General features: G+C 75.1%; 23 protein-coding genes. 10 read left to right on the top strand and 13 right to left on the bottom strand.

Translation table 11 applies throughout. The features are described from left to right. Window positions 1-18: 18 nt before the first annotated feature. From pcaH to AB7J25_RS13340, 3 genes are all read right to left on the bottom strand, one after another. Window positions 19-732, bottom strand: coding sequence for a protocatechuate 3,4-dioxygenase subunit beta (gene pcaH / locus AB7J25_RS13350; RefSeq protein ID WP_428508705.1), 714 nt, complete (start codon window positions 730-732; stop codon window positions 19-21). An 85-nt stretch (window positions 733-817) separates the two neighbouring features. Then, on the bottom strand, window positions 818-1,216 hold the full coding sequence (locus AB7J25_RS13345) for a DUF1761 domain-containing protein (RefSeq protein ID WP_428508703.1): 399 nt from the start codon (window positions 1,214-1,216) through the stop codon (window positions 818-820). After that, complete coding sequence (locus tag AB7J25_RS13340) at window positions 1,213-1,494, bottom strand: DUF1905 domain-containing protein (protein WP_428508701.1); 282 nt, start codon at window positions 1,492-1,494, stop codon at window positions 1,213-1,215. The genes AB7J25_RS13345 and AB7J25_RS13340 overlap by 4 nt, the downstream gene beginning before the upstream one ends. Window positions 1,495-1,598: 104 nt before the next feature. Here AB7J25_RS13340 and AB7J25_RS13335 point away from each other — a divergent pair, with 104 nt between their 5' ends. Together AB7J25_RS13335 and AB7J25_RS13330 are read left to right on the top strand one after the other, a co-directional pair. Further along, window positions 1,599-1,967: a YciI family protein gene (locus tag AB7J25_RS13335; RefSeq protein ID WP_428508699.1), complete on the top strand. Its 369-nt coding sequence runs from the start codon at window positions 1,599-1,601 to the stop codon at window positions 1,965-1,967. A 10-nt stretch (window positions 1,968-1,977) separates the two neighbouring features. Continuing rightward, window positions 1,978-3,165: an RNA polymerase sigma factor gene (locus AB7J25_RS13330; RefSeq protein WP_428508725.1), complete on the top strand. Its 1,188-nt coding sequence runs from the start codon at window positions 1,978-1,980 to the stop codon at window positions 3,163-3,165. Here AB7J25_RS13330 and AB7J25_RS13325 read toward each other — a convergent pair whose 3' ends face one another. Continuing rightward, the gene (locus AB7J25_RS13325) at window positions 3,166-3,360 is read right to left on the bottom strand and encodes a hypothetical protein (RefSeq protein WP_428508697.1); all 195 of its coding nucleotides are present in this window, start codon (window positions 3,358-3,360) and stop codon (window positions 3,166-3,168) included. It lies immediately after the preceding gene. Window positions 3,361-3,603: 243 nt separating this feature from the next. Here AB7J25_RS13325 and AB7J25_RS13320 point away from each other — a divergent pair, with 243 nt between their 5' ends. The 4 genes from AB7J25_RS13320 to AB7J25_RS13305 all read left to right on the top strand — a co-directional run bounded on the left by AB7J25_RS13320 (window position 3,604) and on the right by AB7J25_RS13305 (window position 6,816). Further along, the gene (locus AB7J25_RS13320; protein ID WP_428508695.1) at window positions 3,604-4,158 is read left to right on the top strand and encodes a hypothetical protein; all 555 of its coding nucleotides are present in this window, start codon (window positions 3,604-3,606) and stop codon (window positions 4,156-4,158) included. Further along, window positions 4,077-4,949: a DUF445 domain-containing protein gene (locus AB7J25_RS13315; protein WP_428508693.1), complete on the top strand. Its 873-nt coding sequence runs from the start codon at window positions 4,077-4,079 to the stop codon at window positions 4,947-4,949. Before AB7J25_RS13320 ends, AB7J25_RS13315 begins: the two co-directional genes overlap by 82 nt. A 1-nt stretch (window position 4,950) precedes the next feature. Continuing rightward, window positions 4,951-5,859, top strand: coding sequence for an Abi-alpha family protein (locus tag AB7J25_RS13310; protein ID WP_428508691.1), 909 nt, complete (start codon window positions 4,951-4,953; stop codon window positions 5,857-5,859). A 264-nt stretch (window positions 5,860-6,123) separates the two neighbouring features. Next, the gene (locus AB7J25_RS13305; protein WP_428508689.1) at window positions 6,124-6,816 is read left to right on the top strand and encodes a LuxR C-terminal-related transcriptional regulator; all 693 of its coding nucleotides are present in this window, start codon (window positions 6,124-6,126) and stop codon (window positions 6,814-6,816) included. Between the two features lie 976 nt (window positions 6,817-7,792). On the opposite strand, the gene AB7J25_RS13300 is transcribed toward AB7J25_RS13305, so the two are convergent. Continuing rightward, window positions 7,793-8,275 carry an SRPBCC family protein gene (locus AB7J25_RS13300; RefSeq protein ID WP_428508687.1) on the bottom strand — a complete coding sequence of 161 codons (483 nt, stop codon included), beginning with the start codon at window positions 8,273-8,275 and terminating at the stop codon, window positions 7,793-7,795. Between the two features lie 80 nt (window positions 8,276-8,355). Then, window positions 8,356-9,930 carry a molybdopterin-dependent oxidoreductase gene (locus tag AB7J25_RS13295; RefSeq protein ID WP_428508685.1) on the bottom strand — a complete coding sequence of 525 codons (1,575 nt, stop codon included), beginning with the start codon at window positions 9,928-9,930 and terminating at the stop codon, window positions 8,356-8,358. 179 nt (window positions 9,931-10,109) lie between these two features. On the opposite strand from AB7J25_RS13295, the gene AB7J25_RS13290 reads away from it, so the two are divergent. Beyond that, window positions 10,110-10,604 carry a bifunctional nuclease family protein gene (locus AB7J25_RS13290; RefSeq protein ID WP_428508683.1) on the top strand — a complete coding sequence of 165 codons (495 nt, stop codon included), beginning with the start codon at window positions 10,110-10,112 and terminating at the stop codon, window positions 10,602-10,604. Between the two features lie 26 nt (window positions 10,605-10,630). Here the strand turns inward: AB7J25_RS13290 and AB7J25_RS13285 are convergent, their stop codons facing one another. Then, complete coding sequence (locus AB7J25_RS13285; RefSeq protein ID WP_428508681.1) at window positions 10,631-12,616, bottom strand: TPM domain-containing protein; 1,986 nt, start codon at window positions 12,614-12,616, stop codon at window positions 10,631-10,633. A 720-nt stretch (window positions 12,617-13,336) separates the two neighbouring features. Here AB7J25_RS13285 and AB7J25_RS13280 point away from each other — a divergent pair. Then, window positions 13,337-14,029 carry a YczE/YyaS/YitT family protein gene (locus AB7J25_RS13280; protein ID WP_428508679.1) on the top strand — a complete coding sequence of 231 codons (693 nt, stop codon included), beginning with the start codon at window positions 13,337-13,339 and terminating at the stop codon, window positions 14,027-14,029. Here the strand turns inward: AB7J25_RS13280 and AB7J25_RS13275 are convergent. The 6 genes from AB7J25_RS13275 to AB7J25_RS13250 form a co-directional block, all read right to left on the bottom strand. Then, window positions 13,914-15,179, bottom strand: a complete 1,266-nt coding sequence (locus AB7J25_RS13275; protein ID WP_428508677.1) for a multidrug effflux MFS transporter — start codon at window positions 15,177-15,179, stop codon at window positions 13,914-13,916. The two genes, AB7J25_RS13280 and AB7J25_RS13275, sit on opposite strands and share 116 nt — an antisense overlap. A gap of 63 nt (window positions 15,180-15,242) precedes the next feature. After that, complete coding sequence (locus AB7J25_RS13270) at window positions 15,243-15,692, bottom strand: hypothetical protein (RefSeq protein ID WP_428508675.1); 450 nt, start codon at window positions 15,690-15,692, stop codon at window positions 15,243-15,245. Between the two features lies 1 nt (window position 15,693). Beyond that, window positions 15,694-16,509 (bottom strand): MBL fold metallo-hydrolase, encoded by an 816-nt coding sequence (locus AB7J25_RS13265; RefSeq protein WP_428508673.1) that lies wholly within the window; start codon window positions 16,507-16,509, stop codon window positions 15,694-15,696. A gap of 29 nt (window positions 16,510-16,538) precedes the next feature. After that, window positions 16,539-16,850 carry a DUF4333 domain-containing protein gene (locus tag AB7J25_RS13260; RefSeq protein ID WP_428508671.1) on the bottom strand — a complete coding sequence of 104 codons (312 nt, stop codon included), beginning with the start codon at window positions 16,848-16,850 and terminating at the stop codon, window positions 16,539-16,541. Next, window positions 16,847-18,256: an FAD-binding oxidoreductase gene (locus tag AB7J25_RS13255; RefSeq protein ID WP_428508669.1), complete on the bottom strand. Its 1,410-nt coding sequence runs from the start codon at window positions 18,254-18,256 to the stop codon at window positions 16,847-16,849. The genes AB7J25_RS13260 and AB7J25_RS13255 overlap by 4 nt, the downstream gene beginning before the upstream one ends. An 85-nt stretch (window positions 18,257-18,341) precedes the next feature. Beyond that, window positions 18,342-21,191 carry a helix-turn-helix transcriptional regulator gene (locus AB7J25_RS13250; RefSeq protein ID WP_428508667.1) on the bottom strand — a complete coding sequence of 950 codons (2,850 nt, stop codon included), beginning with the start codon at window positions 21,189-21,191 and terminating at the stop codon, window positions 18,342-18,344. Between the two features lie 206 nt (window positions 21,192-21,397). Between AB7J25_RS13250 and AB7J25_RS13245 the strand changes: the two genes are divergently transcribed. Together AB7J25_RS13245 and AB7J25_RS13240 are read left to right on the top strand one after the other, a co-directional pair. Further along, window positions 21,398-21,526 (top strand): hypothetical protein, encoded by a 129-nt coding sequence (locus AB7J25_RS13245; RefSeq protein WP_428508665.1) that lies wholly within the window; start codon window positions 21,398-21,400, stop codon window positions 21,524-21,526. A gap of 5 nt (window positions 21,527-21,531) precedes the next feature. Beyond that, the gene (locus tag AB7J25_RS13240; protein ID WP_428508663.1) at window positions 21,532-23,037 is read left to right on the top strand and encodes an adenylate/guanylate cyclase domain-containing protein; all 1,506 of its coding nucleotides are present in this window, start codon (window positions 21,532-21,534) and stop codon (window positions 23,035-23,037) included. Window positions 23,038-23,051: the final 14 nt, after the last annotated feature.

Raw genomic sequence — 23,051 nt, 5'->3', positions numbered from 1 at the left:
CGACTCCGCCCCCTGTGCTCACTGTGCCCACGTCCTTCCCAGCACGATGTCCCAGCGGTATCCGGTGCTCGTCTCGGGTACGGACCGGTCGTGATCGTAGGTGGCGATCAGCAGCGCGCGCGCCGTCGCGTCCGTCACCGACGAGAGGATCGGGTCCAGCGGGATCAGCGGGTCGCCAGGGAAGTACATCTGCGTGACCAGCCGTTCGGTGAACGCGGTGCCGAACAGCGAGAAGTGGATGTGCGCCGGCCGCCAGGCGTTGCGGTGGTTGCGCCACGGGTACGGACCGGGCTTGACCGTGGTGAACGTGTAGTCCCCCGCGGAGCCGGTGAGGCAGCGGCCGGTGCCGGAGAAGTTCGGGTCCAGCGGGGCCGGATGGCGGTCGCCTGCGTGGCGGTAGCGGCCCGCGGCGTTGGCCTGCCAGATCTCGACGAGCTGGCCCGCGACGGGGCGGCCGTGCGCGTCGAGCACCCGCCCGGTGATCGTCATCCGCTCGCCGATCGGGTCGCCCGCCCAGCCGGCGGTGAGGTCGGACTCCCCGGCGGCGACGTCGCGGGTCCCGAACACCGGCGCGGCGAGCTCCGCGGCCTCGGGATCCACCGCCACCAGCGCGTGGTGGGGATGGCGGAGCAGGCTGCTGCGGTACGGGGGGTAGTCCAGGCGCGGGTGCCCCGGGACCGCGGACGCCGCAGCGATCTCGGCGCTGATCTCGGCCTGCGTCGGGTCGGTCACGGCGGGAGCCTAGGCAGCCCGCACCCCGTCCGGAGGGCAGGGCCTTCCACTGAGCGGAAGCCCGGGTGCCGTTCCGAGGCGGCCGTCAGACGCCGCCCGCCTGGCGTGCCCACGTCACGAGCGCGGCGATCGCGAGCAGCTTGACTAGCCAGTCCCCGGCGTGGATCGCGGCGAGCGCCACGGGCACGCGCTCGTGGAACACCGCCCCGGCCAGCAGCACCACCGGGAACGCCACCCACAGCGCGAGCGCTGTCAGCAGCGCGGCGCCGATTCCCAGCCCGGCCGTCAGCCACGTCACGACGAGGGCGAGGACGATGTTGCGCGCCAGCTCCACCGCGGCCGTGAGCGCGGCCGGGCGCGGGTGGGCGTAGGCCGGGGCGAGCTCCGCGAGCCGCCCGCCGACCAGCAGGTAGTACGCGCCGCTGAGCAGGAACGCGGCCACCGCGGCGGCTCCGACCGCGATGCCGAGGACGGGCGCGGTCACCGCCGCTCCGTCAGGTGGACGGTGATGGTGTCGCCCGGCTGCTTGTCGATCGCCGCGAGCAGCGCCTTCGTCACCGGCAGCTTGTGCCTGCCGTCGCCGAGCGCCATGAACGAACTGCGGAACGGGCGCCCGTCCACGGTGCCCGTGACCTTCACGAGCCCCCGGGTGCCGAAGAACTCCGCGGTCCAGTCCGTGACGACGAACGTCCAGCCGCCCGGGGCGGAGCTGCGCTGCAGTTCGGCGGTGAAGGTGCGGTCCAGTGCGGTCACGGCGGTCATGATGGGGTCTCCTGTTCGTCGATGGGCACCCCTGTGTCGAGACCGCGGCCCGGGTCTCGACACAGGGACGGAGACGATGTCCGCCGACGATCCGGAGGCCAGCCGTGAAGTACCTGATCCTCGTCCATTCCAACCCCGAGTTCCTGGCCCGCTGGCAGGGCCTCACCGAGGCCCAGCGCGAGGAGTTCGGCCGCGGGCACATGGCGCTCACCGACGAGCTGATCGCCACCGGGGAGCTGGTGGTCTCCGACGGCCTCGCCGATCCCGCGACGGCGCAGCGCGTGACCGTCCGCGACGGTGTCACGTCGACGACGGACGGCCCGTTCGCCGAGGTCAAGGAGTATCTCGCCGGCTTCTACCTCGTCGACTGCACCTCCGGGGAGCGGGCCGTCGAGATCGCCGCGAAGGTGCCCGACGCGATCTGGGGGCTCGTCGAGGTGCGACCGGTGCTGAACCTCGGCGGCGAGGAGTGAGCCCGCGGTGATCGAGGCGTTGCTGCGGGAGAGCGCGCCGCGGGTGCTCGGCGTGCTCACCCGCCGCCACGGCCGCTTCGACGAGTGCGAGGACGCCGTCCAGGAGGCGCTGCTCGCCGCGACGCTGGCCTGGCCCGCCGACGGGCTGCCCGCCAACCCGGTCGGGTGGCTCGTCACGGTCGCGTCCCGGCGGCTGACCGACGCGCAGCGCTCCGACGCGGCCCGGCGGCGCCGGGAGGAGGCCGACGTCGCGCTCCCGGCGCCCGGCCCGGTGCCGGATTGCGACGACACCCTCACGCTGCTGTGGCTGTGCTGCCATCCGGTGCTCACCCCGCCGGCGCAGGTGGCGCTCACGCTGCGGGCCGTCGGCGGGCTCACCACGGCCGAGATCGCCCGCGGGCTGCTCGTGCCGGACGCCACGGTGGCACAGCGGATCAGCCGGGCGAAGGCGCGCATCCGGGCGAGCGGCGCCCGTTTCACCGAGCCGGACACCGACGAGCGCACGGCCCGGCTCCCCGCCGTCCTCGGCGTCCTCTACCTGATCTTCACCGAGGGGCACACGGCGAGCTCCGGCGCGCAGCTCGCGCGGGTGGAGCTCAGCGGGGAGGCGATCCGGCTCACCCGCGCGCTGCACGCCGCACTGCCCGGTGAGGGCGAGGTCGCGGGCCTGCTCGCGCTGATGATGCTCACCGATGCCCGCCGCGCCGCCCGCACCCGTCCCGACGGTGCCCTCGTCCCGCTGGACCGCCAGGACCGCGCGCTCTGGGACCCCGCCGCCGTCGCCGAGGGCACCGCGCTCGTCGAGGCCACCCTGGCCACCGCCGTCCCCGGGCCGTACCAGCTGCAGGCCGCGATCGCCGCCGTCCACGCCGAAGCCCGCCGCGCCGAGGACACGGACTGGCGCCAGATCCTGGGTCTCTACGAGCTGCTCGCGGCCCTCGCGCCCGGGCCGATGGTGACGCTCAACCGGATCGTCGCCGTCGCGGAGGTGCGCGGGCCCGAGATCGGCCTGCTCCAGCTCGACGCCGCGGCGGACGACCCCGCACTGGCCCGCCACCACCGCCTCGACGCCGTCCGCGCACACCTGCTCGACCGCGCGGGCCGCCACGACGAGGCCCGCGTGCACTACCGCCGGGCGGCGGAGCGCACGCTCAGCCTGCCGGAGCGCCGCTACCTGCTGGAGCGCGCGCTCGGCTGATCAGCCGCCCGAGGGCCGCTCCCCGGAGCCGGACTCCCGCGCGCGCCCGCACCGCGGGCACGGACAGTCCCCTGCGGCCGGGCGGTTCCGTTCCGCCAGCGTGACGGCCCGGCGCAGGCCCGGCATCCGCCGGATCGCGTCGGCGACGTCGGCCGCGGCGAGCGCCGCGACCACCGTCCGTATCCCATCGGTCACGAGCCATCGGTACCCGCAACTCCGTCCGGCGCAAACGAACCGGGCCGAACGCCGGGCGTCCGACCACCCACACGGGCTGCCGGAGCTGCGCGAAAAGGGGTGTTCGTCGAGGTCTGTACGGGTGTACGCAACGAGACCCGTTTGCCATGATGTGCGGCACCCTGACCGACCGGAGGGGCGCGCGGTGATCCGGTCGGAGCCGGCGACACCGCGGTCGCGTCGCGGGATGGAGTGGAGTGGCCCGTGGAGCTCAGCCCGCTCGCCGCGACGCTTGCCGGGAGTCCCCACCAGCTCTGGTGGATCTTCCCGCTCGTGCACGCCGACGGGTGGGTCGCGCACATCTCCGTGCCGCTGTTCACCGGTGTCATCGGCTGGGTCACGAACTGGTCCGGCGTCTGGATGCTCTTCCACCCCGTGCGGTTCCGGGGCGTCCGGGTCCCCGGCCTGCGCACCGTCGCCCAGTTCCTGCCCCGCAAGGTGCTGGAGGTGCCACTCGGGCTGCAGCGCGGGTGCATCGGCTGGCAGGGGATCATCCCTTCGCGCGCGGCGAAGATGGGCAGCATCGCCGTCGACAAGGGCCTCACCAAGCTCGGCACCACCGCGGAGTTCTACGAGCAGCTCGACCCCGAGGCGATCGCCGACCACATCCTCTCGACCTCCCGCGACGAGATCGAGCGCATCGTGGACCGGCTCATGCGCCGCCACTACCCGACGGTGTGGGCCAACCTCCCGCCCGGTGTGCGCCCCAGGTCCACGCCCGCGTCGAGGCGCAGCTGCCCGGGATCGTCCACGGGCTGACCCGCGACATCGGGGTCAGCATCGACCAGCTCCTCGACGTCAAGCTGATGGTCATCGGCTACATGGAGGAGGACCCCACCCTCGCCAACCTGATCTTCCAGGAGATGGGCCGCCGTGAGCTCACGCTGATCACGCACTTCGGGTTCGTCTTCGGGTTCCTCCTCGGGATCCCGCTCGTGCTGCTCACGATCGCCTACCCGGTCTGGTGGATCGTCCCGGTCTGCGGCGCGGTCATCGGCTACGTCACGAACTGGCTCGCCATCGCCGTGATCTTCGAGCCGGTGAGGCCCGTGACGATCGGCCCGCTGCGCATCCAGGGGCTGTTCATCCGGCGCCAGAACGAGGTCGCCGAGGTCTGGGCGGGGATCATCGCCGAGCGCATCGTGTCGCTGCAGAACATCGGCTATGAGCTGTTCCACGGCCCGCGCGGGGACCGCACCCGCAAGATGATCGAGCGGCTCATGCAGCCGGTCGTGGACCGGGCCGTCGGCTATGCCCGCCTGCCCGTGCGCGTGGCGCTGGGCGCGCGCACCTACGACACCGTCTCCGAGCAGGCCGGCACCGAGGCGACGGCGCTGGCCAGCAGTGCGCTGCTCGACGAGGAGTTCAACCGGCGCCAGAGCGCCAGGATCCGCGCCCTCGTCGCGGAGAAGACCCGCGCGATGGATCCCCATGACTTCGCCGAGATGCTCCGCTCGGCCATCAAGGAGGACGAGTGGCTGCTCATCCTGCACGGTGCGGTGCTCGGCGTCCTGGCCGGCGGGGTGCACCTGATCGTGTTCGGCGCCTGACGTGACCGACCCCGGGACCGATGCCGGCAAGCCCGATCCCGGCCTCCTCGACCGGCTGCGCTGGCTCGGCGACGGCGTCCTCGGCGAGGCACCCGCGAGCGCCGTCGTGCGGGCATTGCCCGACGTCGTGCGCGCGGCCGGCGGCGTGTGGTGGCGCACCAACCGGTGGACGATCGAGACCGGCGCGAGGTTCGGCGGGATGGTCGTGCGGGGCGCGATCTCGGGGCGTCCCCCGCAGACCATCGTGGACGAGGTCGTCCGCGAGGCCCGGCAGGTGGCGCGCGACCTGCTCGGGGTGGCCGACGCGGACCCGATGCCCGAGTCGCTGCGCCGCCGCGTCCCGGCCCGCCCCGACGGCAACGGGGAGATCAGCCTCCCGGACCGTCTCGCCGCCCTGCTCGACGCCTCGGCCGACCTCACCTACACCCACCACCCGCACCCCGCCTACCTGCGGTTGCTCTCCGAGCTGGCCCCCGACGAGGCGCGGATCCTGCGGTTGTTCGCGCACGCCGGTCCGCAGCCCGCCGTCGACGTCCGCACCCGGCGCCCGTTCGGCGTCGGCAGCACGCTGGTGAAGCAGGGAATCACGATGATCGGCCGGTATGCGGGCTGCCAGGACGTCGAGCGCGTGCCCGCCTACCTCAACAACCTCTTCCGGCTCGGCCTGATCTGGTTCTCCCGCGAGGCACTCCCGGAGCAGAGCGTCTACGACGTCCTGGAGGCGCAGGAGGAGGTCGAGGAGGCGCTCGCCCTCGCCGGCCGGGGGGTGACCGTGCGTCGCAGCATCGAGCTCACCGCGTTCGGGCGCAATCTCTGTGCCCAGACGGGCCTGCTGCCGCAGGGGGAGAGCATCGCCCCGGCAGGCGACGAGGACAGCGGGGCCGCGCTGCCGCCCCCGGACGCCCGCTGATCGGGCCGGGACCGGCGGGCGGTCCCTCCGCTGCGTGGAGCGGCGTCCCGCGCACCCGCTGTGGCGCATCCCGGCCTTGCGGACACGGAACGTGTCGATGGATCAACCGGTTTCCCGTTCATCCACTGTCGAGGGGCCATCGGGCGCCTCGTTCTCACGGTCCGTCGCGAGCCGCGATCCCGGCCTCGTATGCTCTCCGCCACGTCACGGTCACCGGGCGTCGCTCCCCGGCCGCCGTCCCCCTCGAGACTTCGCGGAGTCCCCATGGCCGCCTCGCCGGCAGCGCCGGGCCACACCTGCCGACGGGGCGTGATCGCGGGCTCGGTCCGGGTGGTCGTCGTCGACCAGCACGCCGTGTGGCGCGAGGGCATGCGTGCCACCCTCGCCCGGCATCCGGACCTGCGGATCGTCGGCGAGTCCGGGTCCGCCGCCGAGGCGCCCGCCCTGGTCGAGCGGCTGCGGCCCACGGTCGTACTCCTCGATCCCACCATCCGACTGGCCGGACGGCCCGTGGGCATCGACGTGTGCCGCGACGTGGTCGCCCGCAGTCGTGGCAGCCGGGTCCTGGTCCTCGGCCCCGTGGACAACGAACGCTGCGTCCTCGCCGCGCTGGACGCCGGGGCCACCGGCTACCTCGGCCGGGACGCGACGCTCGACCAGGTGGTCAGCGGCGTGCGGGCGGTCGCAGCGGGTCGCCGCACGCTGGACCGGCGCAGCAGCGAGGCGCTGCTGCGCGCGTCGACGCCGGCTGCGCCACCCCCCGAGCAGGCGCTCACCGGTCGCCAGCTCGAGGTGCTGCGGCTGCTCGCCAGTGGCATGTCCAACCGGGACATCGCGGGCGCCCTCACCGTCTCCGAGGGCACCGTGAAGTTCCACCTCGCGAAGATCATGCGGCGGTTGGACGCCCCCGGGCGCGCCGCCGCCGTCTACGCCGCGAGCCGGCAGGGCCTCATCTGAGCCTTCGTCCGGGCGGTGTCGACGGGTCGGGGTGCCACTCGGGCAGGTGTTCGAGCGCTCGCACAGGTGTTCCGTTGCTCGCGGTTGGCAGCCGGGGCCCCGTGGTGCTCGGTGGTGGCACCCCCGCGGCGCTCGGTGGCCCACCCCCGCCGCGCCCGCACACATGTGCCACCGCCCGCACACGCCCCGCGGCGCTCGCACACATGTGCCACCGCCCGCACACACCCGCGGTACTCGCACATACCGCCGGCGGTGTGTGTGACCAGCTCGTGGTGTGTGCCAGCGCTCGCACATATGATCCATCGCCCGTGGCACGCGTCCCGCCCGCGGCGCTCGGTGGCGGCGCCCCTGCGGCGCCCGTCGGCATCCGGCGGCGCTCGCCCGCCCCCGGCGCGCTCGCGCACATGTGCCACCGCCCGCACACGCCCCGCGGTGCTCGCACATGGCTCGGGGTACTCGCACATACCGCCGGCGGTGTGTGCGACCAGCTCGGGGTGTGTGCCAGCGCTCGCACATGTGGCCCGTGGCCCGCGTCCGGGGTGGGCCGCGTCCCGCCTGCGGCGCTCGGTGGCGGCACCCGCGCGGCGCCGGTGGCCCGCGGCGCTCAGTGGCGGCACGGCACCTCTGCCGAGCCTATCTGCACCCGCGCCGCTCGCCCGCCCCCTCGCCGCGCTCGCACACATGTGCCACCGCCCGCACACACCCCGCGGCGCTCGCCCGCCCCCTCGCCGCGCTCGCACACATGTGCCACCGCCCGCACACACCCCGCGGTGCTCGCACATGGCTCGTGGTGCTTGCACATATCGCCGGCGGTGTGTGTGACCTGCTCCGGGTGTGTGCCAGCGCTCGCACATGTGTTCCATCGCCCGTGGGGTGGCCGCACCGCCGCGCCCCCGCCAACGCTCGCACACGTGTTCCACCCCCTGGGTGCCGGCCCGGCAGCGGTCCCCGCCGCCGGGCCGCCCCGACAGAGCCGCTACCCGACGGCCGCGGCCAGCTTGTCGAGGCCGCTCTCCAACTGCTCGGCCGACACCAGGGGGAGCAGCACGGCGAACCGTTCGTCCTTGACCGCCATCCACTCGTAGGTCTCGGTGACCTCGGTGCCGCCATCGACCGGGCGGAGGTCGAACGTGTACGTGTGCCCGGTGGCCTCCATGTCGCCGAGCTTCGCCGCGGCCTCGCAGTCCGGGTCCAGCGTCGGTGCCCACCCGATGCGGGCGCCGGGGACGAAGGCCGTCACCGAGTTGACCATCCGGTAGTCGCCGAGCTCCGGCCGGTGCATGCGCATCACGAACACCTGCCCGATGCCGCCCAGGGGCGGGGAGTCCCCCTCGGGACCCTGCACCATCCCGTTTCCGTCGACCTCGGTGTGCCGGTTCGGGTCGGCGAGGACCGCGAAGATGTCCTCCGCCGGGGCCCCGATGACCTTGCTGACCTGGATCTTCCTGCTCGTGTCCACCCATGCTCCTTCGCCGGTGGGTCCGAAGGGTCCAGCCCGAGGTACCCCGACCGGCGGTGCGCGGAAACGCCGGCGCGCGGTCAGCGTGCGGAGAAGGCCACCTTGTGCCAGCCCGTCGCCCCGTCCGGCGCGGGCGAGGTGTAGTCCTCGATCTGCGTGATACCCAGGCTGTTCGTCGCCCGCACCTGCGCCATGTGGTCCCCGGGCGGCACCTGGACGAACGCCCGCCACATCCGCCACGTGTCGCCGCCGACGTCCGTCGCCAGCTCGGCCTCCTGCCACGGGCCACTGTCCACCCGGACCTCGACCCTGCTGATCCCGTCCGGCTGCGACCACGCGATGCCCGCGATCGGGACGCGCCCCGCGGGCACCGTCCGGAACCGGCGCGGGAAGTCGATCCGCGACTGGGTCTTCACCGGGGCGAGCCGTGACCAGCCGCGCGGCTGCCAGTAACCCTCCGCCGCCGCGAACGTCGTCAGCTCCAGCTCGGTGACCCACTTCGTCGCGGAGACGAACCCGTACAGACCCGGGACCACCAGCCGGGCCGGGAACCCATGCTCCGCGGGCAGCGCCTCGCCGTTCATGCCGATCGCGAGCAGCGCGCCCCGGTCCGGCTCCAGCAGGACGTCGGTGGGGGTGCCGGCCGTCCAGCCGTCCGTGCTCGTCGAGAGCACCTGGTCCGCCCCCGGCTGCACGCCCGCCTCCAGGAGCAGGGCCCGCAGGTCGACGCCGGTGAACACCGCCGTCGAGATGTACTCGTCGCCCACCTCGTTCGAGACGCACACGAGCGTCACGACCCGCTCGACCAGCGGCCGCGCCAGGACGTCGGCGAAGGTCAGCTCGATCTCGCGGTCCACCATGCCGTGGATGCGCAGCGTCCAGTCCTCGGCCGACAGGTTGGGAACGCGCAGCGCGGTGTCGATCCGGTAGAAGTCCGCGTTGGGCGTCACGAACGGGGGCGTGCCCTCCGCGACGAACGCCGCGCCCGCCGGGATCGGCGGCGCGGACCGGGCGATCCGCGCGGCCCGTAGCGCCTGCGTCACCGCCGCCCGCGACCCCGCAGAGCCGCCACCGGGCGATCCACCCAGCAGCCGGCCGATCCCCGCGGCGGCGACCGCGCCCGCGCCGGTGAGCACGGACGCCCGCAGGAACCTGCGCCGCTGCGGGTCCGACGGCCCGCCCGCCGCCGTGCCGAGCCCGTGCAGCAGCCGGTACACCGACGTGCCCGTCAGGATCGCCGCCGCCGGGGCCAGCAGGTCCAGCGGCCCGAACGTCGGCGCCGTGACCACGGCGACCACCGCGACCGCCCCGAGCGCGACGATCCCGTACACCGCCCGCGTCTCGTCGCGGCGGCCCGCGAGCCCGATCCCGACCGAGACCAGCCCGAGCACCACCGCCATCCCGACCAGCAGCACGAGCTTGTCCGCCGTCCCGAACGTGGACGTCGCGAACTCCACCAGCCACTGCGGCGAGATCCGCACCACGGCGTCCGCCACCGCCAGGTACGGCGACGAGCTCGGCGACACGATCGCTCCCACGAGCTGGCCCACGCCGAGTGCCGCCGCGACGGCCAGGACCCCGGCCAACGCCGCCCGCCTACCCGTCGGGTGGATCGGCCCCGCGTGATCGAGGCCTGCGGGCGATGTCGTGGTCACCGGGGCATCCTCGCCTGCTGCGGCCCCGCCCGCGGGCCGAACCCGTGACGAATCGGTGACGTCACCGCGCCGATAGCCCTGCGGTGCCCCCGCCGAACCGGGCCAGTTCCCCGGCCACGGCTGTACGTGACCGTCACGGTGCACAACACTGGTGCAGGCCCCGGCGAAACGAGGTGCTGATGCGCCCCATGAAGGTCTTCAAGGTGATCGTGCACGCGCGCACCCGTGAGCCCGTGCTCGTCCTCGCCGAAGAGGACGGGGACCGCTGCCTTCCGGTGTTCCTCCGCCAGCCCCAGGCCGACGTGATCGCCACGGGCCCGCGGGCCGACGACGACCAGGTCCTCACCCAGGACCTCATCGTCCCGACCGTCCAGGCCCTTGGCCGCCGCCTGGAGGGCATCGAGATCACCGCGCTGGAGGACGGCGTCTTCAAGGCCGCCCTCGTCTTCGACCAGGACACCCGCCTCGCCGCCCGGCCCAGTGACGCGCTCGCCATCGCGGTCCGCGACGGCCTGCCCATCGCGGTCGCCGACGAGATCCTCGACGAGGTGGGCCAGCGCGTGTCGGAGATGTTCCCCAACGGCGTGGACATCCACGAGCCGGCGGACCGGCAGGTGGCGGCGTTCCGGGAGTTCATCGAGGACGTGTCGCCGGACGACTTCCGGTCGCCCTGACGGGGCCTCGCCTCGCGGGTCCGGGGTCAGAAGCGGCCACCCGTGCCGCGGCGGCCCCGGGTGCCCGAACCGCCGAAGCTGCCCGGCGAGAACCCGCCCCGGCCGCCCCCGCCCCAGCCTCCGGAGCCACGCCCGAACGCGCCCCCGCGGCCGCGGTCGTCACCGAAGAGGATGCCGCCGAGGACGAGGCTGCCCAGGTCGATGGCGGTCCCCGCGCCCCGGCCGGGCGCGGGCGGCGCGGACCAGCGCGCGACGTCCGATTCGGCCCGCTGCTGCGCCTCCCGGGCCAGTGCGTCCGCCCGCTGGGCCGCGGCGAGCGCGGAGACGGGGTCCGACGCGGCCTGGCCGGTGGCGATGTCGAGGTGGCGCTGGGCCTCGGCGAGCCGCGTGCGGGCCTCGCTGCCGACGGCGCCGCGACGGGTGGCGACGAAGTCCGACGCTGCGGCGACGGCCGACCGTGCAGCCAGGAGCGCCCCGTCCAGCGCCGCGCGGGCCCGCTCGTCGCGCTCGCGCTGCTCCCGGGCGGCGGCGAGCGCGGTGTCGAGTTGGCTCGCGGCCTCGGTGAGCCGGCGCAGCGCCGCGAGCGGGTCGGGAAGCGGGGCGGCCAGGTCGCCGTCCGCGGCGGCGATCCCCGCCTCGGCGCGGGCGACCGCGGCGCGCAGGTCGGCCGCGCTGCCGCCGGCGAGCGCGCGTGCCTCGGCCAGGTCCGCCGCCACCTCGGCGCGGGCATCGGCGATCCGCGCCCCGGCCTCGGCGAGCTCGTCGGCCAGCCGGCCGACGCCGCCGAGCAGGGTGCCGGCCTGCGCGGTGGCCTCCTCGGCGGCGCGGGCCGACACGACCGCCTCCCCGCGCTTCCCGGCGGCGAGCTCGGCCTGCGCCTCGGTCGTCTCGGTGCGGGCGGCGGTGATGAGGTCACGGGCCCGCTCGACGTCGTCGGGCACCGTACCGAGCGCGCCCGCCGCGTAGGCGGCACGCAGGGTCGCGAGCTGCTGCTGGGCCTCGGGGACGCGGGCCGCGACGGCGTCCACGGCGGGCCCGAGCCGGGCGACGACGTCGGGGGCGGTGCGTTCGAGGTCGCGTAGCCGGTCGAAGTCCTCGGCCTGCTCGTCGAGGCGGGCGTCGGCGGCGGCGCAGGTGCGCAGGATGTCGGCGAGCATCGCCCGCTTGGTGGGCTCGTCCTCGGGAATCTCGTCGTCGAGCTGCTGGCGCACGCCGAACGCGCGGACGAGATCGGCGCGGGACGCGTCCAGCGCGGCCCGGAACCCGGTGACCGCCTCCTCGCCGAACTGCGCGCGGACGAGGTCGAGCTCCTGTTCGGACGTGCGGACCGCGTCGTCGAGCTCCAGCAGGGCACTGCTCGCGCGGTAGCCGAGATCCTCGGTGGAGACTCCGGCGTGCTCGTCGGGTGCCTGCGGAGGCCCGTGGCCCGCGGCCTCTGCGCCCGCCCTGGCCCGCCGCCGTCGTCGCAGCACGTACGCCCCACCGGCCAGGGCGATCGCGCCCCCGACGATCCACGGCGTCGCGCTCGAGCCGCCCGCCCCGCCGCTGGCGGCGCCGCCGCGCGCCAGCCCCTCGGCCAGGGCGACGACGGCCCCGGCCCAGTCGCCGACGGCGAGGCGGGGCTCGACGTCGCGGCTCATGAGGTCGTCGAGCGACCGCTGGTCCACGGGGAGGTCGGTGTCGACGGAGAGGCCGTAGGCGCGGTCCTCGACGGCGACGGCGAACAGCACGTCGCGGGGGCCGAGCTGGGAGAGCCGCGCGGAGTCGTCGGCCCACTCCTGTCCGGTGGCGCCGTCGAAGCTGCCCACGAACACGACGAAGAGCTGCATCCCGGTCTCGGCGCGCAGGGCGTCGAGCGCCTTGCGGATCTGCGCCGTGTCGTCGCCGGTGAGCGCGCCGGCCCGGTCGACGATGTCCGAGTCGAGGCGTTGCGGCGGGTCGGCGAGGGCGATCCCGGGCCACGCCAGCAGCAGGAGCACCACAAGCGGGAGCAGCAGTCGACGGATCACCACGGACCACACTCTGCCACCGGTGACGGTGCGGGGGTCCAGTGCTCTGCACACCGCTCTGCACGCCGCTCTGCACACCGGTCTGCACGCCGGTCTGCACGCCGGTCTGCACGCCGATGCGCGCCACCGTCCGCCGGCCGCTGCCCCGCAGATCCGCGGGGTCGGGCCTGTCCGGTCAGCTGCAGCCCGTCGGGCGAGCCCGGCCTGGCGCTCGCACACATGCTGGAGCGATGGCACACACTCGGCGGTGGTGACACACACCGCCGGCGGTGTGTGCCGCAGCCGTTGGCTCTGTGCGGCCGCCGGAACATCTGTGCGAGCGGGCCGGGACGGGTGCACTCGGCCGGGGCGCCGCGAGCCGCTCGTGACCGGGGCGCCGGAACACGACAGCGGCGCAGGAACATGTGTGCGAGCAGCCGGGACGGGTGCACCTGGCCGGGTTCCGCGGGCAGCTCGCGACAGTGGCGCCGGAACACGACACGGGCGCCGGAACAGATGTGCCAGCGGCGGGAACGGCGCGGGCGGTGCGCCGGTCCGCGGGGTCCAGCCCGCCGGGGTCAACCCCGCGGGTCACCGTGCCGCCGCCGAGCGGGCGCGGGCGTGCGCCAACCGGCCGCACCGGCCGTACCGGCCGCACCGGCATGCGCACCCCGACGCGCCCCACCCGCCACCCGCTCCGGATTGGCCATCGGTGCCCCGTCCCGACCACCTGACGATGGAGCCGTGGCCCCCGTCGACCTCCAGCCCCTGCCCGTCGGGCACGCCCCGTGGCGCCGCCTGCCGCAGCTGTTCGCGGGCCTCGCGCTCTACGGGACGAGCATGGCCATGCAGGTGCGCAGCGGGCTGGGGCTGCAGCCGTGGGACGTGCTGCACGAGGGTGTGACCCGGCAGACGTCCCTGAGCTTCGGCGCCGTCACCGCGGTGACGGGGGCCGTCGTGCTGATGCTGTGGATCCCGCTGCGCCAGCGGCCCGGAGTGGGCACGGTCGCGAACGTCGTGGTGATCGCGCTGGTCGTGGACGCCGCGCTGGCGCTGATCCCCGCCGCGCAGGGGTGGCCCGCCCGGGTGGCCCTGATGATGGGCGGGGTCGCCCTCACCGGCGTGGCGACCGCGGCGTACGTGGGCGCGCGGCTGGGGCCGGGCCCTCGCGACGGGCTCATGACCGGTCTGGCCGCGCGGACGGGCGGGTCGATCCGGTTGGTGCGGACCGCGATCGAGCTCTCCGTGCTGGGGACGGGATGGCTGCTCGGTGGCACTGTCGGGATTGGCACGGTGATCTTCGCGATGGCGATCGGGCCGCTCACGCAGGCCTTCCTGCCGTGGCTGGCGGTCGCCCGGGATCCAGTTCCGCGTCCAGGTCCGCGAGGTGCCACGGCCGGACGACGACGAGGAGGACGGCCAGCGACAGCGCCATGAGCGCGGCCATGATCCCCGCCATCGCGACGGCGTCGTTGCCGAGCGCCCCGACCAGCGGCGAGACGATGCCGCCGATGCCGAAGTTCGCGGCGCCGAGCAGCGAGGCGGCGGTCCCGGCGGCCTCCCCGTGGCGGGACAGGGCGAGCGCGGGGGCGTTCGGGATGGCCAGGCCGAGCGCGGCGAGCACCGTCCACAGCGGGATCAGCAACCCGGCGAGGCCGCCGAAGCCGGTGACGGCCGTGGCGACGAGCGCGACCGAGGCGAGCAGGCCCACGCCGAGCGCGACGGGCAGCAGGGTGCGCGGCTCGGTCCGGCGCAGCAGGTAGGCGTTGAGCTGCGTCGCGGCGATGAGCCAGAACGCGCCGACCCCGAACAGCAGCCCGAACGCCTGCTCCGACAGGCCGTACGCCTCCTGGAGCACGAAGCTGGAGCCGGCGATGTAGGCGAACAGCGCGGAGAAGGCCAGGCCCGCGACCAGCACGAGCCCGAGGAACACGCGGTCGCGCAGCAGGGACAGCGACGTCCGCGCCATCGCGCCGAACCCGGCAGGGCGGCGCCGCTGGGGCGGCAGCGTCTCGCGCAGCAGCCACCACACGAGCGGGATCAGCAGCAGGCTGATCGCGGCGAGCACCGCGAACACCCAGCGCCACGACCCGTACCGCAGGATCTCCCCGCCGAGCGCGGGGGCGACGACCGGCGCCACGCCCATGACGAGGATGAGCCGGGACAGCAGCGTGGCGGCGGCGCGTCCGGTGAAGAGGTCGCGCACGATCGCCATCGCGACGACGCTGCCCGCCGCGGCCCCGGCGCCCTGCAGGACCCGCAGCAGGCCGAGGACGGCGATGCTCGGCGCGAGCGCGCACAGCACGGACGCGACGACGTGCACGCCCATGCCGATCAGCAGCGGCCCGCGCCTGCCGTAGGTGTCGGAGAGCGGCCCGATGAGCAGCTGACCCACGGCGAGCCCGACGAGCGTCCCCGTGAGCGTGAGCTGGACGGCCGCGGGTGAGGCGGCGAGGTCGCCGGTGATCGCGGGGAGCGCGGGGAGGTAGGTGTCGATCGTCAGCGGGCCCAGCGCGATGAGGGAGCCGAGCAGCAGAATGAGGCGGAACCGCTCACCACGGGTGAGCACGGTGGGCGGTGTCGTCACTCGACGGAGAAGGCGAGCCGGTCCGACCCGTGTTCCGTCCGTGACCGGATTGTGATGTGGCTCTCAGTCCGACGGGCTCGACGGGTCCGGTCGGGGGACGTGCCTCCCGCCCGCTCCCCGCAACCCACCGGGCCGCACGTTCGACGCGAACACCAGCGCGACCGGCACCGCGAGCAGCGGCAGCACGGTCTGCCGCCACGGCCACCCGTCGCCCGCGAGGGCCGCCCGCGAGCCGTCGTCAGGATCGACCACGAGCGCGACCGGCGTGCCCGCGGCGAGGTCCTTGCGCGGGGTGTGGACGGTGGCCCGCTCGCCGCCCGGCAGGGCGACCTCGACGCGGTCGGCCCGCGCCCAGGACGTGTGCGTGACGGCGACGACGGTGCCCTCGCGCGGCTCGCCACGCACCGCAAGGACGGCGGCGTCCCAGGTCGCGGAGCCGGCGAGCCACAGCGCGGCGAGGATCACGGCCGCGGCCGCGATCCGCACCACGGCCACGATCGGATGCCCGACCACGTCAGGCGGCCACGTCGGTCGCGGCGGCGACGATCTCGTCGAGGGCGGCCTGGTCGGGACCCATGATCCGCGGCCGCCCGGCGAGCGCCCGCACCCGGTCGAAGGCGTCGTCCACGGCCCGTCCGGTGAGCACCGGCCCGTGGGCGCTGGCCACGACCTCGGGGCGCAGTGCGGCCACGGAGTCGACGTGGCGGCCGTAGCGCACGGGGTCGAGGAACTGGTGCCACGGCGAGACCAGGCTGTTGAACAGCGCGAACGTCTCGTCGTACAGACCGTCCGGGACGTCCGCGCGCTCGTGGACCGGCCCCGGCAGGAGCGAGGCGAACGAGTCCACCGCCCACATGACCCCGCTGCGCTCGTCGTAGAGGCCGCGGGTCGTGGGGCCGTCGAAGATCGGCGGCAGGATCAGCCGCATCCGGCGGTCGCCCGCGTCGAAGGAGTCGCCGGGTTCGAGCCAGCGCATCCGGTCCAGCGGGAGCTCGGGCATCTCCAGCCGCAGGCGTTCGACCGTGAAGAAGTTCGTCACCAGGGTGGCGGACGGGCACCGGTCGAGGACGTCGAGCAGGCCGCCCGTGTGGTCGCCGTCGTCGTGGGACAGGAAGATCCAGCGCACGTCCTCCGGCTCGACGAGGCAGAACACCTGCTCCAGCCACTGGTCCCGGTGGACGGGCGCCCCGGTGTCGACGATGACGGGCTCGTCGCCGAGGACGAGCAGCGAGTTCGCCGCGATGTAGCCGGGACCGGTCGGCGCCACGTTGTGGATCAGCCAGGTCTCCGGGGCGATCGGCCGGGGCGCGGTGCGGGGGACGGTGATCATCGGAGTGCTCCTTGTCGTGGTTCAGCGGCTCACGCGAGGGGCTGGTCGGCGACGGCGAAGTCGAAGTTCACGGTGTCGCCCTCGACGCTCGTGACGGTGACGTCGACGGGGTAGCGGTCCGCCCCGTCGGTGAGCGAGCAGCGCAGCATCGTGCCGACGACGCCCGTGAGGTCGTCGGGGCAGTCGACGGCGTCGGGGCGCTGCCCGACGAGGTCGTTCAGGCGGTCGGACACGGCCTGCTCGATCTGCGCCTCGTCCACGGTGCGGGTGGTCTGGACCGTGCACCCGGTGAGGCCGAGCGCGGCGGCGAGGGCGGCCGCTGCGGCGAGCGTGCGGATCATGACGGATCTCCTTCGCTGGTCTGGGCAGGTCGGATGTTCTGGTTGAGCCGGAAGGTGTTGTCCGGGTCCCACGCCGTCTTGACCGCGACGAGCCGGTCGTACGTCGCGGGCCCGTACGCGGCGCGCACGCGCTCCTCGCCGTCGTCGGTGTCGAGGTGGTTGACGTAGGAGGCGCCGAGCGAGGCGGGCTGGGCGGCTGCCCAGGTCCGGCGCGTCCACGCGACGTGCGGTCCCGCAGGTTCCGCCGGCTGCCACGCGCCGATCACGCTGAGCACGAACGGGGCGTCGCGGTAGGCGAAGGCGGTGGCCTCGCGCGGCACGCGGGCCAGGGCACCGCCCATCTGGTGGACGAGGATCTGGCTCAGCGGTGAGGTGCGTGCGAGGTGCTGCGCGACGAGCCCGTCGACGACGTCCTCGGGCAGGTCCGCGAGCCACTCGGACTTGACGTGGTAGTGCAGCCCGCGCGGGGTGAACGCATCGACCATCTGCTGCAGCGCCACGTACGGGATCGGCCCGAGCAGGTCGACCGCGGGCGGTGCGAATTCGCGCACCGGGCGCAGCGCCTCCTGCCCGTCGCCGAGGGAGCCGTGGTACGCGGCGCCGATCACCACGACCGGTTCGCCGTGCAGCTGCGCCGGGAACTCCGGGGCGGGCGGGGCCACGACCAGCGCGGCCATCAGGCTCACCTCGTCGGGCACCCGTGGCGCGAGGTCGCGCAGGAAGCGCAGGGCGTCCGCCGCCCGCTCGGCGGAATGGACCACCGCGCCGCCGTAGAGCATCGGGCCGACGTCGTGCAGCCGGTAGGTGAACCGGGTGACGACCCCGAAGTTGCCCCCGCCGCCGCGCAGCGCCCAGAACAGGTCCGGGTGGGAGTCCGCGCCGGCCAGCACGACCCGCCCGTCCGCCGTCACGACCTCGGCGGAGACCAGGTTGTCGCACGTCAGGCCGCAGGTCCGCTTGAGCCAGCCGTAGCCGCCGCCGAGGGTGAGCCCGGCGATGCCGGTGTCGGAGATCTCGCCGCCGGTGACGGCGAGGCCGTGTTCCTGGGTCGCGGCGTCCAGCTCGGCCCACACCACCCCGGCCCCGGCGGTCACCGTCCGGGCGTCCGGGTCGACGGCGATGCCCTTCATCGGGCTCAGGTCCACGACGAGGCCGTCGTCGCAGACGGAGAGGCCGGGAATGCTGTGGCCGCCGCCGCGGACCGCGATCGGCAGGCCGTTGCGGCGGGCGAACTCGACGGCCGCGACGACGTCGGCGGCGGTGGTACAGCGGGCGATCACGGCGGGGCGCCGGTCGATCGCACCGTTCCAGACCCGGCGCGCCTCGTCGTAACCGGGGGTGGCGGGGGTGAGCACGGTGCCGGCGATCCGCAGTTCCTCGACCGGCGGTGACGTCGTGGTCGTCATGGGTCCTCCTCGCGTGACGAGGAGCACGATCCGCGCCGCGGGCCCCGCCGGGATCGGGGAAGACCACGTAACCCGGCGCGGCGGGCTACGTACGCGTGTCGCGGGCCAACCGCCCCAGCTCGCCGCGCGTACGCAGTCCGGTCTTCTGGAGCAGCCGTTCGACGTGCTTCTCGACGGTGCGCGGGGACAGGTAGAGGCGCTCGGCGATCTCCCGGTTCGACAGGCGCTCGCCGAGCAGGCCGAGCACCTCCGCCTCGCGCCCGGTCATCCCGGCGGACCGCAGCCGCTCCGGGACGTCCGACGGGCGAGGGACGGCACGACCCGACCGGCGGAGCAGGTCGCGGCACGCGGTGGCGACCCGGTCGTGGCCGGTGCCGGAGAAGAACTCCATCGCCTCGGCGAGCCAGCGGTCCGGTTCGCCCCATCCGCCGTCGAGCGCGGGCTCGGCGAGCAGCCGCAGCGTCAGGTGCCGCCAGCCGTCCATCCGGATCCGGCGCAGCACGCTCTCGGCCGCGGCGGCGCGCGCGCCGGCGCCGTCGCGGTCCCCGGCGCGCGCGGCCAGCGCGGCCTCGGCGAGTTCGAGCACCGCCTGGTTGATCGTGATGACCTGGGCGCCGGTCACGTCGCGCACGTCGTCGACCGCGTCCTGACCGGCACCGTCGACGACGCGCAGGAGGGCGGAGAGCGCCGTGAACGTCGTCGTGACCGCGGCGGAGCGCTGCGCCCAGCGCAGCGCAACGGCCAGCTCCTCCCGCGCGCGGGCCCGGTCCTCGGCCAGCAGGGACGCGGTGGCGCGGACGTGCCCCCACGCCCACGCCACGGGCTCGGGCTGCTCCCCGGCCAGGCGCAACGCTGCCTCGACGGCGTCCTCCATCTCGGTGCGCCGGCCCGCGATCGCGTGGGCGAAGCCGAGCTGCAGGAGTGCCCCGACGTGCACCTCGGTCAGGCCCAGTGCCCCCGCCACCTCCGCGGTGCGCGTTCCGACCTCCAGCGCGGCGTCGATCTCGAACAGGTACGCGTGCAGGCCCGCGAGCTGCAGGTCGACCGTCGCCGCCAGGGAGAGCGCGCCCGCCCGGTAGGCCTGGTCGCTGGCCAGCTCGAGGCGCGTGGGCGACGAGCTGCGCAGCATGTCGATCGTGCCCAGCTCGTGCAGTGCGCGCATCGACCACAGCACGAGGCCGCGGTCGTCCGCGAGGGTCCTGGCCCGAGCGAAGATCACCTCGGCGCGGCCGAGATCGCGCAGCCGCTCGCGGCGGCCGAGCACCTCCAGCGCCTCGCAGGCGACCTCGGGCAGGTCCATCCGCAGGGCGGCGTCGACGGCCCGGGTGGCGAGGCGCTCGGCGTCGTCGTGGCGGCGCTCGCCCATCGCGACGTGCGCCGCGAGCGCGTCGACGGCGGTGCGCAGGCGCTCGTCGGCCGCCAGGGCGGCGGCCTGTGCCAGGTGTTCGCCGGCCAACGGCCAGCGGGTGGCGGCGTCGGCGGCCCGGGCCAGCAGCAGGTGCAGGCGGGCGCGCCGGTCCGTCGGCGCGCGGTGGGCGTCGAGCAGCGCGAGCGCTTCGGCGCCGGCGGTGAGCGCGTCGTCCAGCTTCGGGGCGAGCGCGAGTGCCTCGGTCAGTGCCTCGGCCGCCTCGGTGCGGATCCGCTCGTCGCCGGTCGCGAGGGTGCGGGCACGTTCGAGCAGCCGTTCGGCCATGACGAGTGCGCCGCGGTCGAGCGCCCGCCTGCCGGCCGCCACCAGCCTGCCCGCTGCGACGTCGGGCTCGCCCGCCGCGCACCACAGATCGGCCGCCAACATGACGCGGGTGTCGTCGCTGCCGGGGCCGCCGTCGCGTTCGACGGCCTGCGCCGCGCGGCGCGCCAGCGCGACCCGGGCGGGTGGCAACAGCGCGGACAGGACAGCGTCGCGGGTGAGGGTGTGGCGGAAACGGAAGTCGCGGTCCACGCCCGTGATCAGCAGCTGGACGCGGACGGCCTCGGCCAGCCCGTCGCGCACCCGGTCCTCGGACAGGGACGTCACCGCGGGCAGCAGCCGCCAGTCGAATCGGCGCCCGAGCACGGCGGCGCAGTGCACCACGAGGGTGGCCTCGGCGGGCAGCGCCTCCATCCTGCGCACGACGGCGTCGGCGAACGTGCTCGGCACCGCCTGCGAGACCCCGGACGCCGGGACGGCGATCAGCTCCTCGACCAGCAGCGGAAGCCCCTCCGAACGCGCGCCCACGGCGTCGACGACCTCGGCGGGCAGCTCGGCGCCCTCTGCGCAGGCCGCCGCCATCGCGGCGACCTCGGTCGGCCCCAGCCGCTGCAGGTCGATCACCGACGCGGCGCTGCGCACCTCCAGCCGCGTCACGAGGTCCGAGGCGGGCGAGGGATCCGGCCGCAGCGTGGCGAGCAGCACGAGCGGCAGGCCGGTGACGTTGTCCGCCAGGTACTCGAGGACGGCGAGCGTGTCCGCGTCGGCCCAGTGCAGGTCCTCGACGACGAGCAGCGTCCCGGAGTCCCCGCCCAGCGCCCGGGCCAGCCGGAGCACGCCCTCGGCGATGACGACCGGCGACTGGTCGCCCGCCCCGTTCTCGTCCCGCCAGTCCGGGACGATCGTGCCGAGCGCGTGGCGGAAGGGCCGCAACCCCGGTGTGTCGGGCAGGGCGCCCGCGCGGGCGGTGGCGAAGAGGGCTTCCGTGAGGGGTCGGTAGGGCGCCTGGCCGTGCTGCACGTTGCGGCCCACCAGCACTCGCATCCCGCGGACCTGGGCGGCGTCGACGGTCTCGCGGGCAAGCCGGGTCTTGCCGATGCCGGGCTCGCCGCGCAGGATCACCGCCGCGCCCTGGTCGCGGGCCGCCTCGTCGAGGGCGGTGGTCAGGTGGTGCAGCTCCGCGTCGCGCCCGATGAGGACCGGGCACAGCGGGCGCGTCACCCGCCCGCCCGGCCCGCCGCCCACGAGGCGAGGATAGGGCGCCTTCCGCGGCGGCAAGGCCGAGGCGCGGCCGGGATGCCGGGAACGGTGGGCCCGCCCGCCGCGGGATGCACCTGCGCGCGACGACCTGCTCATCACCCGAACGGACGGTCCCCGATGACCGCCTGCCCGGCCCCCTCGTTGGGCGGGTCGTCGGCACCTGAGGCCGGACCACCACGGAGGGAGGCGCCATGGATCTGCGTCGGATCGTGCTCGCGGCCATCACCGGGGCGCCGGTGCCGGCCGGGACGGCCGCCGGTCACGGGTTCGCGGACGGGCTGCTGAACCCGGCCTTCGGCAACACCTGCGTCAACCGGTAGCCGACGTGCCCGCCGAGGGCCGCGATCGGCGGGTGCTGGAGCGGCCGGTGCGGATCTCGCTGGCCGCCGTGGTCGTGCTGATCAACGTCGTCTCGGCGGTGGTCGTCCTCGTGCTCGCGGGGTGGGTCGTGCCGACCGGCCCGCTGGAGCGCCCCGGCGCGATCCTCGCCGAGAACGTCCTGCTGTTCGGTGCGTACACCCTCGTCGCGGTACCGGTCGGGGTGGCGTGGGGGGTGCGGAACTTCCGCCTGCGCCGCGACGAGGACCCCGCCGTCCGCCGCCACATCGTGCTGTTCGGTCCGCTGCGGCTGGTGGTCGTCCAGGCCGCACTGTGGACCGGCGCGGTGCTGGTGTTCGCCGGGTGGAACGCCCGGCACACCGTGCGGCTCGCGCTGGTCGTCGGGGAGACGGTGCTGCTGGGCGGGATCGGCGCCTGCGCGGTGACCTACCTCGCCACCGAGCGCATCCTGCGCCGCAGCGCCGCCCGTGAGCTGGCCGGCCGGCCCCTGGGGCGCGGATGGCTCCCGGGCATCACCCTGCGGTCGCTGATCTTCTGGACGGTCGGCACCGCGACGCCTCTGTCCGGCATGCTCGTCGCCTGCGTGGCCGCGCTGGTCCACGGGGACGTGCCGGTCGGGCAGCTGGCCGTCGTCGTGCTGGTGGTGGGCGCGATCGCCCTGCTCGGCGGGCTCGTCATCACGGTGGCGTCGGCGCGGGCGATCGCCGACCCCGTCGACGACGTCCGCACGGCGATGCAGCGGGTCTCGGACGGCGACCTGGACGTCCGCGTCCCCGTCTACGACGGCACCGAGCTGGGGCAGCTGCAGGCCGGCTTCAACGACATGGTCGCGGGCCTGCGGGAACGGGAGCGCCTCCGCGACCTGTTCGGCCGGCAGGTCGGGCGCGACGTCGCGGCGGTCGCCGCCGCGGCCGAGGAGGTGCGGCTCGGCGGTGAGGTGCGGCGGGTCGCGGTCCTGTTCGTCGATCTCGTCGGGTCGACGACGCTCGCCGCCCGCCTGCCCCCGACCGAGGTGGTCGCGCTGCTCAACCGGTTCTTCGCGGTCGTCGTCGAGGTCGTGGAGTCCTGCGACGGGTGGATCAACAAGTTCGAGGGCGACGCCGCGCTCGCCGTCTTCGGCGCACCCGTCGAGCACCCGGATCCCGCGGGCCGCGCACTCGCCGCGGCCCGGGTCCTCGCCGGGCGGATCGCCGACGAGCTGCCCGAGATCGACGCCGGGATCGGGGTGTCGGCGGGCGCGGCGGTGGCGGGCTACGTGGGCGACCCGAGCCGCTACGAGTACACCGTGATCGGCGACCCGGTCAACGAGGCCGCGCGCCTGACCGACGTCGCGAAGTCGCTGCGCGGGCGGGTCGCGGCGGCCGCGCAGGCCGTGGAGCTGGCCCGGGAGAGCGGCGGGGCGGCCGAGGCCGACCGCTGGAAGCCGGGGCGCCGCACCCGGCTGCGGGGGCGGGCGGACCTCACGCAGATCGCGACACCGCGGCCCGCGTGATGCGCGAACGGCCC

This window comes from Pseudonocardia sp., assembly GCF_050246655.1.
Lineage (GTDB): Bacteria > Actinomycetota > Actinomycetes > Mycobacteriales > Pseudonocardiaceae > Pseudonocardia.
The sequence above is the reverse complement of the archived record's forward strand: the minus strand, read 5'-3'. Positions and strand labels throughout refer to the sequence as shown.

Coding starts and splice junctions, on each gene's coding strand:
- AB7J25_RS13305 (WP_428508689.1), top strand. CDS start 6,124: ATGGCCGCCTCGCCGGCAGCGCCGGGCCACACCTGCCGACGGGGCGTG.
- AB7J25_RS13340 (WP_428508701.1), bottom strand. CDS start 1,494: ATGACCGCCGTGACCGCACTGGACCGCACCTTCACCGCCGAACTGCAG.
- AB7J25_RS13265 (WP_428508673.1), bottom strand. CDS start 16,509: ATGATCACCGTCCCCCGCACCGCGCCCCGGCCGATCGCCCCGGAGACC.
- AB7J25_RS13260 (WP_428508671.1), bottom strand. CDS start 16,850: ATGATCCGCACGCTCGCCGCAGCGGCCGCCCTCGCCGCCGCGCTCGGC.
- AB7J25_RS13255 (WP_428508669.1), bottom strand. CDS start 18,256: ATGACGACCACGACGTCACCGCCGGTCGAGGAACTGCGGATCGCCGGC.
- AB7J25_RS13290 (WP_428508683.1), top strand. CDS start 10,110: ATGCGCCCCATGAAGGTCTTCAAGGTGATCGTGCACGCGCGCACCCGT.
- AB7J25_RS13245 (WP_428508665.1), top strand. CDS start 21,398: ATGGATCTGCGTCGGATCGTGCTCGCGGCCATCACCGGGGCGCCGGTG.